Below are 15,216 nucleotides of genomic sequence, written 5' to 3'. Positions count from 1 at the left end.
GAATGAAGATTAATATTATTAAAAAAGATTTAAAGATCATACTGAGCGACAAAAAAGCTTTGGCAATAATGATCCTTATGCCGATAATTTTAACCACCATATTAAGCATGGCGTTGAAAGGTTCTTTTGCAAGCGGTGATTCCGATTTTGAACCTATCAATATAGCGGTCGTAAAGCTTTATGACGAGAAGGTCGATAATCAAATGTTTGAATCATCATTGAAGAATAGTTTAGTTGCCGACAGTATGGGTGAGGATGCAATCCAAAAACTTATTGATTCAGGCGAAGACATAAATCCCGAAAACCTTTTTTTTGATGATTTTTTGGAAAGTAAGGACGTATCTGAGCTTATAAAATACACATTGGTTTCAGATGAAAAAAAGGCATTAAATAAATTAAACAATGAAGAGGTTTCGGCAATTGTCCTCCTGCCTGATAAATTTATATATAACATGAAGGTAAATCTTCTGACACCTTTCAGAAATAAGGTTGATATAAAAATACTGACTCATCCGGACAAAAGCCTGAGCGGCAAAATAGTCAGTTCAGTTATAGATGCGTATTCAAATGCCATGTCTACCATAATCATAGGGAAAAATGTTGTAATAGAAACCTCTATGACCAACAATATTTCTGATGATGGCTTTGACAATTTAGATCAATTGATGGAAGGTATCTCGGATGTTATAAAGTCCATTGACGTAAATTTAGATAACGTTGTGATGGAAGGAAGAAAACAGGTAAACAGTGCCGACTATTATGCCGTCGGTATGATGACGATGTTCATATTGTTTGCAGCAGGCATTGGCGGAAGAATGCTGTTAGAGGAAAAAGACAATCAAACCTATCAGCGCATGGTTATTGCCGGAACAACTAAGCTTGAAATATTATCAGGTAATTTTATGACGGTGTTTTTAATAGCATTGTTACAAATAACCGTTATGATTACATTTACACATTTTGCATTAAAGGTTCAATGGGGTAATATCGGGTCAGTCATATTGATAAGTATAGTGTCTGCATTTGCCGTAGCGGGACTTGGCTCGTTTGTAGGAGCATTGACCTACAAGGCAGGAAATTACAAGATGGCAAATATGTTTGAATCGGCAATAATACAAGTAATGGCGCTTTTGGGAGGCAGCTTTTTCCCTATAGATGTAATGCCTGAATTTATGCAAAATCTCAGTTTTCTGTCACTTAACGGGATCGCCATAAGGTCATATTTAAAGATTATAACCGGCTATGCTGTAGCTGATATTTTGAACCATATATTAATGCTGATTGCCATGGGCATGATATTTATGTTGGCGGCAGTTTTTGTATTAAAAGGAAAGGAGGGTACCGGAAATGTTAAGCGTAATAAAGTTAAGATTGCTTAGACTTAGAGATGAATGGATGATATTTGTATTTATGACGGCGATGGCACTTGGTTTTACGGCAATATTCGGTGCATCCTTTACTACCTATAAACCGACGGTGTATATAGTTGACGAAGATAAAAGCTATTATTCTCAGGCATTAATAAGCGAATTAAACACATATAAGGATTTTAAGTTCAAAGAGGCGGATATAAAGGCTGCAGAGAAGGATATTGAAGAAGGCAATGTGAGTATGGGCCTTTTAATCAAAGAAGGCTTTCAAAGAAATGTTGAAGAAGGGCTGAGTATTTCATTAGGAATTATGAAGATAAAGGATGATACCGTAATATTGACCTTGCAGGAAATAGTATCGGGCATTACGATGAAAATGGCAGGAGCTAACAGGATTGCGGATGTAACCGCCGCCTTTATTCAATCTGCTAAGCCGGATTCAGATTTTGAAAAAATAAGGTCATCAAGCTATGACAATGTTATGGATTCATGGAAGTATAAAAATCCAATTTTTGTAAAAGCAACGGTTGCCGAAAGCGGCATACAGGCAGGATACGATGGATTGATGCATTCCATGATCGGATTTACATTATTTTTCTCGATGTATACCATGGTTTTCGGTATAGGAACGATTCTTTACGATAAGCAGCATAAAACATGGGAAAGAATGCTCATATCGCCCGTTTCAAGAACCGGCATTCTGGGAGGAAGCATGATAGTTGCTTATATTACGGGAGCAGTCCAGATGGGAGTGTTGATATTAAGCGGTAAGTATCTGATAGGAATTGATTGGGGCAACAGTATGGCAGGAGTATTATTGGTTTCAGCCGCATTCATTTTTGCAGTTACTTCACTGGGTCTGATGATGACCGGATTTATAAAGACACAGGCGCAGCTTGGCTCCATAGCTCCCATAGTTTTAACAAGCACATCTATGCTTGGCGGGTGCATGTGGCCCTTGGAAATAGTAAATAATAAAGCTCTGCTGCTATTAGCCGAGCTGACACCGCAAAAATGGGCTATGCAGGGGATAGAAAGTATAGCAAGCAGCGGAATGGGCTTTGAAGCAGCCATACTTCCGTCAATGGTATTAACAGTTATGGGAATCACATTCTTTACAATCGGTGCATTTTCACTTAACAAACAGTCAATATAACAAAGGTTCTTCGGTACCAAACCGAAGAATTTTTTGTTAATTAAATTATTATTGTTAAAATTTGCAAGTTATTGTTGATTTATGATGAATTATATGTTAAAATATTCCAAATAAATTTGTGGAGTATTACGTGAAACAAGTAGGAAGAATCCATAGGGATGTACTAAAGATTTTAAATATTGATATAAAAGTAGATACGCCTATTTATCTTGGAGAAAGCAATATTAATCATATGAAAAATAAACATTTGGATGTTTATGAAAAATATAAAGATAATATTGAAGAAATTTTATCAGAACCTGACTATATTGGATTAAATAATTCAAATAATTCTATTGAATATGTTAAAGAATTTAATACTAATAATGAATATGTTAAAATTGCTGTTAGAATTTCAATGGGAGAAAAGTATTATGTAAGAACGATGTATTTGTTGAATAGTAAAAGAGTATTTAATTTCATAAATAAGGGATGCCTAAAAAGCTTGACTTAATATTATTTTATATGTATAATTATGGTACAGAATAATAAAAATATAGTATAAGAATTAAAGGACGGAACGGGCAGCCGTCACCCTTGTTAGGAGATGTGGGAGTGTCGCCCCACTTAATTCTTATGATATTATGAGCAGATAACTTTTGTTATCTGCTTTTTTAAGTTTTAAAATCTTATTTCTTTCATTCCATAAATTTATAGTTTAACAAAATATTTTTGGGGGTATACCCTATTTATATGATTTTAATTTTATAGGAGGTTATTATGTCTAATCCCAACAAATACAAAATCCCTACAGAAAGACTTAAGAAAATATGTAAGATAGAAGAGGAATTGCATTTTTGTCAGACATCCAAGGATGTGGAAATATTGCAAGGAGTTATAGGTCAGGACAGAGCGGTCAAATCAATGGAGTTTGGTCTGTCAATGAATGTGCCGGGTTACAATATTTTTGTACTTGGTCCACAGGGCACAGGAAAAAGCACATATACGCAATCAGTTGTGTCAAAGGTGTCAGGAAAAGGACCGATACCAAATGACTGGTGTTACATCAATAATTTCAGTGAATGGGATAAACCTCTTGCCATATCTCTGCCTCCCGGCAAGGGAAAAGAATTTCAAAAGGATATGGATAAATTAATTTCTAATTTAACTATATATATACCTAAGCAATTTGAAGGAAGTACTTTTTTACAGCAAAAAGATGTTCTAATACAAAAAACCAACGAAAAAATGAATGTAATCCTAAGAGATATAGAGAAGCTTGCTCTTGATTCCGGCTTCGGCATACAGCAGTCAGGACAAAGAGTGCTGTTAATACCTCTCAAGGGAGATCGATTAATTACTCCCGAGGAATATCAACAGCTTTCGTTAGATGAAAGAGAAGCAATAGACAATAAGAGAAGTAAAATAGCAAAAGAAATAGATGAAAAAATACGTGATGTACAAATATCTCAAAAAATAGCAGAAGAACAATATATGGATCTAGAAGAACAGACAGCACGAAACGCGGCAGAACCGCTCATTAACCAATTAAAAGAAAAATACGCCGATATTTCAGAAATAATAAATTATTTAGACAACGTTTTGAAGGATGTGGCAGAAAACCATACGATATTCAGAAATGTCAGGTCTGTAGTAAACGAAGAATTTGCGGCAGAATTTAATGAAGATGGAGAGAATTCCGAAGAGGAAGAATTATTTGATACAAAGCTGCTGGAATCAAAGGACAGCAAAAATCCGTTCACACGATATAAAGTGAACCTGTTCGTCAATAACGAAGATGCAAAGGGAGCACCCGTCGTTGTAGAAAGCAACCCATACTATTATAACCTGTTCGGAAAAATCGAATATAAAAATCATATGATGACTACCATGACCGATTTTACGATGATTAAATCAGGTGCTTTACAAAGGGCAAACGGCGGTTATTTAATATTGCAGGCAAAGGATTTGCTGATGGATCCATATGCCTGGGATGCTTTGAAAAAGGCACTTAAATACAGACAGGCATTGGTTGAAAATATAGGAGAACAAAGCAGGTTTGTACCTACGGTGACATTGAAGCCTGAGCCCATACCTTTGAATGTAAAGGTAATTTTGGTTGGAAGCTTCTTGTATTATCGTTTCCTTTCGGCAGATGAGGATTTTAAAAAGTTGTTCAAGGTTAATGTGGACTTTGATGTTGAAATGGATAGAACAAGTGAAAACATACAGCATTATGTTTCCTTCATAGGTTCCATGTGCGAACAGGAAAATCTCAAGCACTTAAATTGCGCAGCAATGTCCAAGGTTATAGAATTCGGGTCAAGATTGGCAGACGACCAAGATAAGCTCTCTACAAGATTCAATGTTGTAAGTGAAATACTGTATGAAGCATCAGCGCTTGCGGACAGCGACAATTTAGAATTTGTAGATGCGGAACACGTAGAAAGAGCCATCAAAAACAAAAAATACCGCTCCAATATGATTGAAGAAAAAATGCAGCAGCAAATAGCTCGGAAAAAGGTGTTCATAGATACCGAGGGAGAAGTTGTCGGTCAGGTAAACGGACTGTCGGTAATGAGCTCATCAGGATATTCCTTCGGCCTGCCTTCAAGGATAACTGCCAGGACATATTCGGGCAGAGAAGGCATAATCAACATTGAACGGGAAACAGAAATGAGCGGCAATATTCACTCCAAAGGGGTACTCACTCTGAACGGTTACCTCGGAGGAAAATTTGCACAGGAAAAACAATTGGGCCTGACTGCTCAGGTAACCTTTGAACAGTTGTACGGTGGAGTAGAAGGAGACAGCGCATCCAGTGCTGAGCTGTATGCCATATTATCAAGCCTGTCAGACATTCCTATAAAGCAAAGCATGGCTGTAACCGGATCAGTTAACCAGATGGGAGAAATCCAGCCCATAGGAGGAGTAAACGAAAAAATAGAGGGATTCTTTGATATTTGTTCATTAAACGGATTGACAGGATATCAGGGAGTTATAATTCCCGAAAGCAATGTTACCAACCTCATGCTTAAGGATGAAGTAATAAATGCCGTAAGTGAAGGAAGATTCCATATTTATTCAGTTAAGAAAATAGAAGAGGGATTAGAATTACTGACAGGAATCCCTGCAGGTGAACCGGATAAATTCGGCGAATATCCAAAAGACAGTATTTTCTATTTTGTAAACCAAAAGCTGAGAGAATTCAACAAGGTATTAGAAGCAGTGGAAGAATAGAAAAATCAAATATGTAGCATTCAGGGGACGGACCTTTCAGTGAAATATTTTTCTTCACTGAAAGGTCCGTCCCCTCCTGTAATTTATGCTTTCTGTGTTGTTTCTTCTGTCGCCTCTTCGTTTAGGTTGAATTTATTCACAAGCTCATTAAGTATTACTGCCTGACTTGAAAGCTCCTGGCTTGCAGCGGCACTTTCTTCAGACGTAGCAGAATTTGTCTGAACAACTGCCGATATTTGCTCTATGCCTATGGCAATCTGATTGGAACCCTCTGCCTGATGAATGCTGGCCTGAGATATGCCTTTTATAAGGCTTGTCAAGCTTCCGGTTTTTTCCACCACCGCATTAAGTGATGAAGCAGTTTTTTCAGCTATCTGAGTTCCTTTGCTTATAGCCTGTACGGTGTCACTGATAAGCAGTGTTGTATCCTTGGCAGCCTCTGCTGATTTTTGTGCAAGATTTCTAACCTCGTCCGCTACAACAGCAAAGCCCTTACCCGCACTTCCCGCTCTTGCTGCTTCAACTGCCGCATTGAGAGCTAAAATATTTGTTTGGAAAGCAATATTGTCTATAGTTTTTATGATATTGCTTACTTCATTGGATTTATCGTTTATTTCCTGCATGGCCTTCATAAGCTGCTGCATATCAGAATTAGCTTCCATAACACCTTCTCCTGCCTGACTTGACAGTACATTGGCATTTTGCGCTGTTTTAGCATTATCATCAATCTGCGATGAGATATCTTGTATTGTTGCCGACAACTCCTGTATAGAGGAAGCCTGCTCCGTTGATCCCTGACTGAGAGCCTGAGCACCTGCTGCGACCTGATCAGAGCCGCTTGCTATCTGGTCGGATGCTACTTTTATTTCAGCAAGTGTTTGAGTAAGTGTTTTTGAAATGTTCAAAAGAGCATCCTTAATTTTGCTGAATTCACCTATGTAGTCTGATTCAAGCTTAAAATTCATATTACCGTCAGCTATTTGATTCAGTATGTGAGATATCTCCTCAATATATGATTTATAGGTTGAAAGAGTTTTTCCTATATGCTTGAATGAATCTATTAAGAGACCAATTTCGCCCGTTGACTTAACATCAATCCTTACGTTGAAATTTCCGCCGGCAACATCATTTGCTGATTTTACTACCGCATTTACAGGTTTTGAGATGCTGTTACCCGCTATTAATGCAAATGCCGCTGCTACAGCAAAAATTACAGCCATTGATAAGTAAACAAATTTTCCCGTATTTCTCACAACGCCACGCACAGCGTATTCATCAACTACAGAAACATAGTTCCAACCTGTGCTTTCGGAATAGATACTTTTTATCAAGTAATCTTTTCCGTCTATTTTTACCTTTTCAAAATCCGCATTTGAGGTAACTGCAGCAGCAAATTGTGAATCATATACTTCTGAAATATTTTTAAAGTTATTTTCTTTGTTATTAGGGTCTGATAAAATTGTGCCGTCTGCGCCTACAAGCATGTAGTATCCGTAAAAATCTCTGCTTGCTTTCTCAAACATGGATGTAAGGCTGTCAAGGCTCATGTCCATTGCCATAACGCCGATAACTTTGCCCGACGTATTTTTTATTGCCTGTGAAGCACCTATGATTACAATATCATCTGTTGCAAAATAATACGGTGAGCCTAATACGGGCTTGTCCGGATTTGCAACAGCATCAGGATACCACGGTCTCTGGCGCGGATCAAAAGCTCCATCCATGTTTCCTTCGGGATACTGGATGTATCCGCCCTGTTCCGTACCCATGTAGACGTACTGATAATTCGGATGAGTTTCTCCGAATTCACGGAAGCTTTCGTAAATATCCTTCTCAACACCCGAACTTTTGCTTGGAGTCATTGACTTAGTTCCTGTGTTGCTTGTATAGGATGTAATAGTGCGGTCTGCAAGCCTGACTGTCTTGCTGCCGGCAAAGTAAGATACATTGTTCTGCATATCGCTGAAAACAACATCAACATTGTCACTTACCAAGGATAATTGTTTTTCAGCAGATTTTTTTTGCTCCGATACAGTATTAACCTGCATTCTGTTGATGGTAATGAAGCTGATAATGAGTACCGGAACTAATGCAAACAGTATTATTATCAGACTTAATTTAAATCGCAATGTTTGAAATTTGTTAATCTTCATTGGTATCCCTCCGTTTTGTCAAACTTTTAAACATATTTGTAAAATTAGCCGGCATCAGACTAATCTTGCATATAAAATATATCGTTTAAAAATTATCAATAGTTAGTATTAAATGAAAATTAATTTATTTTTCGATACATCTTCTTACCAGTTCCAATGCCGACGTAGCAGCTCTTTCTCTTATGGTATCACGTGCACCTGTCGACTGCAGTCTTTTAACCTTATAATCGCCCTTATAATAAACACATACATAGACAAGGCCGACAGGCTTTTCTTCTGTACCGCCGTCAGGTCCGGCTATACCGGTTGTTGATACACCTATATCGGTACCGGCTCGTTTTGCAGCACCGTAAGCCATTTCCTTAGCGGTTTCTTCACTGACAGCCCCGTATTTTTCCAAGGTTCCTTTTTTTACATTTAAGGTATGTATTTTTGCTTCATTGCTATATGCGACAAAGCCCTCTTTAAATACTTTTGAAATACCCGGATAGCTTATCAATCGCGAAGAAATCAAACCACCCGAACATGATTCCGCAACGGAAATAGTTATATTTTTTTCCATCAACAGTCTTGTGGTTCTATCCTCCACCTTTCCGGTTTCAGTAACATAAGCATTATCTTTTCCGAACCTTTTTATTAATTCTTCCTTTACCGGCTTAATCATATCAATGCATCTTTCTTCGCTCTCTGCTTTAGCCGTAATCCTGAAAATTACCTTTCCTGCGCTTGCATACGGAGCAATTGTAGGATTTGTTTGTTTTTCTATTAAATCCAGAATCATTTCTTCCGCTGCCGATTCACCTATATTCATAACAATTAGCTTTTCTCCGTAAACGGTCATCTTGGAAAATTGTTTTAAATAAGGTATAACCTCATTATCCATCAGAGGCTCCATTTCCTTCGGAGGCCCGGGAAGCAATACTCCGATTTTAGATTTTCCGTCAATTTCACCCTTCATGATGCATGCGTTGGCAGTTCCGTTAGGGTTATTGAGAATTATCGAACCCTCCGGGAAATATGTTTGTCTCATGTTATTTTTAGGAAAATCTTTTCTGAAACGAGAGTACATATTTTTTACATGCTGATAGCTTCCTTCATCATAAACCATTTCAACACCGAAATATTCAGCCAATACATCCTTTGTTATATCATCCTGAGTAGGTCCCAGACCTCCCGTGCATATAACAATATCGGCTCTTTGGAAAGCAATACCGAAGCAATTTTTTATCCTTTTCGGATTATCTCCCACAACAGTCTGATAATGAACATCAATAGCTATTTCCGCTAATTTTTTAGATATATATTGGGCATTTGTATTGACTATATCGCCATGCAAAAGCTCAGTACCTATACAAAGTATTTCACACTCCATTTTTCTCCTCCAACAATCAAGTTTATCTGTTGTTTTCCTCTAATATAATATAAATCCAACCAACAAAAATTTCAAGTGCATTCTGCCAAGTGAATCTTACCTCGTCATTGCCGCATACCTTTCAACATCACCATAAATCTCCTCATGCACTTCAATAGCCTTCTGTGCAAAAAACAACCCTGTCGTCTTAGCATACTGCCACACCAATTCATCAAACATATAGTCAGGATGCTGCTTTCCGCCCTCCTGATAAGGTGACAGCTCTATACAAAATGCAGGTCTTTTCATTTTTACTCTGAACCAATTTTCAAACCCGCATCCGTAAATTTTCGGATCTGGGCTTATTTTTGTTTTTCTGTAAATATACTTTTCAGCCAATTCATCCATTATTCTTTCATCCAAGCCGTTAAACATACTATGTGTACCGCTGTCGGCCCAAAAAGTACAATTCCCCGAGCAATGATATGTCGCCATCAACGAAAAATCAATATCAGTACATAAACTAATCAAAGCAACTGTTTCCGGCTCACTGTTTGGTTTAAATCCCTTAAATCTATCGGAACAGGGCACATCAGTTCCGGGGACGCACGTCCTGATTTCCCAATTACCGTCATCGAAATTCTTATTTAAATCAACCCCGTTAGCATTTGCCTTCCAATAAGTATGGTCTTCGCCCCAGATTTTCATATCCTTCAATTTATCATAATTTTCAGAAGCTTCAATACCATTATGAACTATATTAAGCCCGTCAGGGTTTACCACAGGCACAAAATACATATCAATTTTATCTATTATACTTTTAACGTTAAATCCGTCAAAATCTTTGTTTGCATTATAATAATGACAATAATGTTCAATCATTTTCATACAGAGCATAACAGAAAAATCCTCCCTTGCATGAATCCCCCCCACCAACAAAACATTTGGCTTTTTATTATACTGAACGTTTTTCCTGTTATCTCGAAAACTTTCGTTTTTGTCATTCTGAGCGCTTTTCCTGTCATCCCGAGCGAAGCGAGGGATCTCATCTTTTCTCCCATGCAAACATAACGCAACAATATCTCTTCCCTCAACCGATTTTCCTATAACCCTTTTACTCAATATTTCACCATATTTGTTGCACAGCCTATCCATATCCCCGTATATGCTCTCCAAATAATATTTATCAGAAGTATCCACTATACCCATCATAATCAACCTCATCATTTGTAATAATTTCGGGGACATTTTTCCCTTCCCCAAAGACTTTCCCTGGCTAAAGAGATGTGTCCCCATACTTTTTATTTCAATTTTATTATAATATAAAAGCCTTAAAATATACAATGCCATTTTGCATAAAAAATTGTTGACATGCACATAATACGATGGTACGATAATTAGTACAACAAATAGTACAATAATTGTGAAAGGGTGTGATTTTATGTTAGCTGTAAACTATTCTACTATTCGTAGTAAACTAAAAGATTATTGTGACAAGGTAACAGATGATAACGAAACGGTTATTGTAACTCGTAAAGATGAAAAAAATGTTGTTATCCTCAGTCTTGAAGAATATAATTCTCTTATGAAGGCAGCAAGAAATGCTTCTTATTTGGCTATGATAGATAGATCTATGGAACAACTGTCTAAAGGTGAAGGCAAGGTTTATGAGCTTATAGAAGTTCCGGACAAAAAATAAAATTATAAATAAATAAAAGAGAAAGGGATGAGATGTTATGTCAAACAAAGAAATTATTATGGAAATTATTGAAAAAATACCGGAATATAAACTTGCATATATTATTTCCTTTTTGCGTGGTTTCCAGATGGACGACGAGATAGAAGATGATTTATTCTGTGAAGCTTTGTATCAGGATTATCTCAAAAATTCGACGGCAGAAGATAAAGAGCTTATTCCTATAGAAGAAGCAGCCAAAATGCTCGGAGTTGATTTATGATATACAAAATCAATATAGAAAAGAAAGTATTGAAATTTATTGAAAAGCAGCCAATGAACAAACGCAAGCTGATTCTTACAGCTATTTATTCGCTTCCATCCGGTGATACAAAAATTATGAAAGGCCATATAAACCTGTTTAGATTACGTGTTAGTGACTATCGTATTATTTATACAATTCAAAATGATGTATTAATAATAAAAGTAATAGATATAGGAAATCGTGGACAGATATATAATAAGTATTAACATTAGAGGTATTAATTATAAGGCATTCAATACAGTGGAATGTCTGTTTTTTTATCATCTCAAATACATTCCGCTTCTGTCATACCTTGCCCTCATCTTTTTCATTGCCACCCAAAAACATAAATGCTATAATACATATATCATACCATCGACTCGGTAATGCAAGCGAGCTTGCGCTACACTCGGCTCAGGTATGATATAATTATCAAAAGGGGGTCAAGCACATGCCGTTTTATAAATTAAAATACAATTCAAAAACCTTACTGATAGTCAGTTTATCACTCACATTAACCGGGATAATTTTTATATTGGCCGCAAACTACATCGGTTCAACAGCAATCCGTCTTGCCATGCTCGCACTGTTAGTATTTTTAGTGCTTAATATTAAAATGACATATAGATATATATCTAATAAAGAAAAATTAAATTACGCGATAGCTTTTTGCGGCTCGATTTTAGGACTTATAAAACCTGAACTCACTATGATGTTAATAGGAATTATAATTCTTTACTTTGCATTGCCTCCATATATTAATATAATCAAATCAAAAAATTACTCAGACATAGTAAGCTTAATCATCAACGGTACAGGTATACTGTTCGGCTTTTACTGCATAATCAATTCCAAAGCAGCCCTCAATACGGTTATAATAATTATAGGCATAATCCTTACAATCTCAGGCTGTTTACTTTTATACAATACCCTAACATCTAAATAATCCATCCTTCTGTCATTTTAAACACCTTTTTTGTCATTCCGAGCGTTAGCGAGGAATCTCAGCCTTTCACTCTCCCCCAACCCCTCCACACCTGTAACATTACTGTAATATTAACATCAAAAACATGTGGTATATTATATCCATAACATGTTAGCACTTATGCCGCGAATATTACAAGAAGATTACAAACAAGTTATCAATATTGACTACATAATATTCCGGTGGTATAATTCTATAGTCGTTGTGCTGACACAATGAAGGTATTGGGTACCTAACACCCGCAAAAAAACAAATTTCACAGGAGGAAATAAAGAATGAAAAAAGTGTTATCACTTGTCTTGGTAATCGCAATGGTATTATCAAGCATGAGCTTTGCTTTCGCAGCAAAATTCGAAGACGTAGCTGACACTGATTATGCAGAAGCAATTGATACATTATTTGCTTTAGGCGTAATTACTGGCTATGAAGATGGAACTTACAGACCAGAAAATACTGTAACAAGAGCTGAAATGGCTAAATTGATGGTTGAATTACTTGGATACGGAGACTTAGTTGCTGGTTCAAAAAGTAACTTTGTAGATACTCAAGGACATTGGGCAGATCAATGGATAGCTTTAGCAGCTGGAAGAGGAATAGTTATAGGTACAGGCGACGGCAAATTTAATCCTGACGGTATCGTAACTTATGACCAAGTTTTAACTATGTTAGTTAGAGGATTAGGTTATACTGATAATTCAAATGAAATGAAAAATATGACTTGGCCAACAAACTTTAAGGTTAAAGCTGCTGAATTAAACATCACTAAAAATGTTGATATGAGATCAGCTAACGCTGACAGAGGCGGAGTTGCACAAGCTATGTTCAATTCTTTAGATCAGCAATTAGTTAAAGTTAATTCTGACGGCGACATAGTGAAAGAGTACAGAGTAGATGGCAAGGATAATCAAATACCAGTTAGATTGATAAGCAGAATTGCTACTCCTAACTATGAGTTCACAGTTGATTTTGAGCACATTAATCCTGAAGACAAAAACTATGCTGGAGATAAAGTTGATTTAACACCATACTTATTCCAGTCTATAGAAGCATATTTCAACAAAAACAAGGACAAAGAAGTTGTTTATGTAGGAAAAGTTAACAGCTTAGTGTACACTGAGTCATTTGAAGATACTTTCGTACTGCCTGGTACATCAACTAAAGGCGAATTGGAAGTTGGAGATTATTCTTTTGCTATAAAAGGCTCTCAAGTATCTTACAACAATGTTGAAGAAAAATTAAATGATCTTAAAGTAGCTGATTTAGAAAATTCTACAATCACAGTTGTTCTTCATAAAGATGAAACAAGAGTTAAAGATGATGCAGAAGTTGCAGGTATCATAGTTTCAAAAGCAAATTCTTATGTTCAGATTGAAGAAGAATACAAAGATGGCGAAACAGAAATAGATGAAATCTATTTACCTGTTAAGAACAAAAAAGTTGATGAGAAAAACTTAATTGTTAAAGGTGATGTAGAAACATTAGAAGACATCGAAAAAGATGACATAGTTTCAGTTTATGCTCCTCTTGGAAAAGATGCTACAGTTAAAGCTACTGACAGATTAACACTTGTTGTTTCAAGAGACACTTTAGAAGGTAAAGTAACTGGCTTACACGCAGATGGTGTATATGTAGACAAAACAAAATATGATGTTAATGATGCTTTGAGTATATCTGATTTTGAAGTAGGTGATGAAGGAACTTTCTATTTGGATGACAATGGCGACATAATAGCTTTCAAGGGTGAATCAGAAGGTGATACAACGTATGCTGTTGTAAAAGAAATGGTATCAGGTAGATTTGAATATAATGGTACTGGATCTGCCCAAAAAGCTACAGTTATTAGAGCTCCTAAGGTAACGCTTTACACTGCTTCAAATGAAACAATAACATATGAATTTGACGTAGAAATAGAAAAAGTAGGTGCTAATTGGGTTATAAAGAATGATAAAATTAGCGGATTATTTAATCTTTTACCTCAAAGTGGTTCTGGAGATTTAGTAATTGGAGTAAAAACACCTGATTTATCTAAACAATTAGTTTCTTACGCATTAGATAGTAAATCAAAAGAAATTACTAAGTTAGAAGCAACTGGAAGATCCATAGACATGAAGACTAACAGTAAATCATTTGTTCTTGCATCAAATGTTGTAATCTTTAATGCTGATGGTGATGTAATCAGTGAATCTAAGTTAGGTTCAGAAGTTCAAGGTACTGCAGTTTATAAGAATGGTAAAATAGTTGCTCTTTATGCTACTAATACAGCAGATAAAGAAACATATGCTTTTGCATACATTAACTCTGTATATCAAGATACAGACGATGATGGAGATAAAGTACAAAGAGTAAACGCATATATCAATGGTGTGAAGAATGAAAACCTATTTACAGCAAAGAAAGATACATTTAGTGGTTTTTCTAATAGCACAGATATTAGTGAAAAAAATAATGGACTGTATATAGTTGGCTTAAATGAAGATGGCGTTGTACAGACTAATCATGGTGTTTATACAACATTACTTTCTGAAGGTAGTGCAACTACTGCTTCAGCTGTAAATGCAAGCACAGGTAAAGTTGAAACAGCTGCTGGAGACTTCTATTTTGACCAAAATGCTGGTACTATAATAAAAGTAAAAGCTGATGGTAAGGTAGAGTTAGTTAGCAAACTTAAAGCTATAGATGGAACAAAGATTCAGTTCTTTGTAAATCAAGTTGAAGATGCTTCAGGTAATCCTGTTGATGAAACAGTTACAGCTCCTGCTCTTAATACAGCAAACTTTATAGTTATATGGGAGTAAACATCTGTTAAAGGTGTAAAAAGAAAATAAATAAAAAGAATTGACTAACGTCAAATCAACACCCCTACCCCTCAATCAAGATTGAGGGGTAGATTTTTTGGTGCGCCCAGCATGGGCGCAATCTAACGGGAGCAAGTCGCGAGTCTGCCCTAGTAGTGGGAAAGACATAGCTGAACACCAAGGGTGTCCATCGTGAGGTGGAATCTGA

General features: G+C 36.4%; 12 protein-coding genes. 9 read left to right on the top strand and 3 right to left on the bottom strand.

From position 1 onward, the window contains the following. The first annotated feature begins 2 nt into the window (after positions 1-2). The 4 genes from HZF24_RS14740 to HZF24_RS14725 all read left to right on the top strand — a co-directional run bounded on the left by HZF24_RS14740 (position 3) and on the right by HZF24_RS14725 (position 5,745). On the top strand, positions 3-1,379 hold the full coding sequence (locus HZF24_RS14740; protein WP_179239111.1) for an ABC transporter permease: 1,377 nt from the start codon (positions 3-5) through the stop codon (positions 1,377-1,379). Beyond that, on the top strand, positions 1,348-2,526 hold the full coding sequence (locus HZF24_RS14735; protein WP_179239110.1) for an ABC transporter permease: 1,179 nt from the start codon (positions 1,348-1,350) through the stop codon (positions 2,524-2,526). Before HZF24_RS14740 ends, HZF24_RS14735 begins: the two co-directional genes overlap by 32 nt. 130 nt (positions 2,527-2,656) lie before the next feature. Then, the gene (locus HZF24_RS14730) at positions 2,657-3,019 is read left to right on the top strand and encodes a PBECR3 domain-containing polyvalent protein (RefSeq protein WP_179239109.1); all 363 of its coding nucleotides are present in this window, start codon (positions 2,657-2,659) and stop codon (positions 3,017-3,019) included. A gap of 266 nt (positions 3,020-3,285) precedes the next feature. Then, positions 3,286-5,745, top strand: a complete 2,460-nt coding sequence (locus HZF24_RS14725; RefSeq protein WP_179239108.1) for an ATP-binding protein — start codon at positions 3,286-3,288, stop codon at positions 5,743-5,745. 83 nt (positions 5,746-5,828) lie between these two features. Here HZF24_RS14725 and HZF24_RS14720 read toward each other — a convergent pair whose 3' ends face one another. The 3 genes from HZF24_RS14720 to HZF24_RS14710 all read right to left on the bottom strand — a co-directional run bounded on the left by HZF24_RS14720 (position 5,829) and on the right by HZF24_RS14710 (position 10,497). Beyond that, entirely contained in the window at positions 5,829-7,898 is a 2,070-nt protein-coding gene (locus HZF24_RS14720; protein WP_179239107.1) for a methyl-accepting chemotaxis protein, read from the bottom strand. A gap of 124 nt (positions 7,899-8,022) precedes the next feature. Then, positions 8,023-9,270 (bottom strand): competence/damage-inducible protein A, encoded by a 1,248-nt coding sequence (locus tag HZF24_RS14715; RefSeq protein ID WP_179239106.1) that lies wholly within the window; start codon positions 9,268-9,270, stop codon positions 8,023-8,025. A gap of 96 nt (positions 9,271-9,366) precedes the next feature. After that, a complete protein-coding gene (locus HZF24_RS14710; RefSeq protein WP_179239105.1) occupies positions 9,367-10,497 on the bottom strand; it encodes a M14 family zinc carboxypeptidase in 1,131 nt (376 codons plus the stop codon). A 193-nt stretch (positions 10,498-10,690) separates the two neighbouring features. Between HZF24_RS14710 and HZF24_RS14705 the strand changes: the two genes are divergently transcribed. The 5 genes from HZF24_RS14705 to HZF24_RS14685 all read left to right on the top strand — a co-directional run bounded on the left by HZF24_RS14705 (position 10,691) and on the right by HZF24_RS14685 (position 15,008). Next, positions 10,691-10,948, top strand: a complete 258-nt coding sequence (locus tag HZF24_RS14705) for a type II toxin-antitoxin system Phd/YefM family antitoxin (RefSeq protein ID WP_179239104.1) — start codon at positions 10,691-10,693, stop codon at positions 10,946-10,948. A gap of 37 nt (positions 10,949-10,985) precedes the next feature. After that, positions 10,986-11,207, top strand: a complete 222-nt coding sequence (locus HZF24_RS14700; protein WP_179239103.1) for a hypothetical protein — start codon at positions 10,986-10,988, stop codon at positions 11,205-11,207. After that, positions 11,204-11,455 (top strand): type II toxin-antitoxin system RelE family toxin, encoded by a 252-nt coding sequence (locus HZF24_RS14695; RefSeq protein WP_179239102.1) that lies wholly within the window; start codon positions 11,204-11,206, stop codon positions 11,453-11,455. The genes HZF24_RS14700 and HZF24_RS14695 overlap by 4 nt, the downstream gene beginning before the upstream one ends. A 224-nt stretch (positions 11,456-11,679) precedes the next feature. Further along, the gene (locus tag HZF24_RS14690; RefSeq protein ID WP_179239101.1) at positions 11,680-12,174 is read left to right on the top strand and encodes a hypothetical protein; all 495 of its coding nucleotides are present in this window, start codon (positions 11,680-11,682) and stop codon (positions 12,172-12,174) included. A 314-nt stretch (positions 12,175-12,488) separates the two neighbouring features. Beyond that, positions 12,489-15,008, top strand: coding sequence for an S-layer homology domain-containing protein (locus HZF24_RS14685; protein ID WP_179239100.1), 2,520 nt, complete (start codon positions 12,489-12,491; stop codon positions 15,006-15,008). Positions 15,009-15,216: the final 208 nt, after the last annotated feature.

It is taken from the genome of Sedimentibacter hydroxybenzoicus DSM 7310 (assembly GCF_013403245.1).
Lineage (GTDB): Bacteria > Bacillota > Clostridia > Tissierellales > Sedimentibacteraceae > Sedimentibacter > Sedimentibacter hydroxybenzoicus.
Note: the sequence above shows the minus strand (reverse complement) of the source record. Positions and strands in the feature narration are given on the sequence as shown.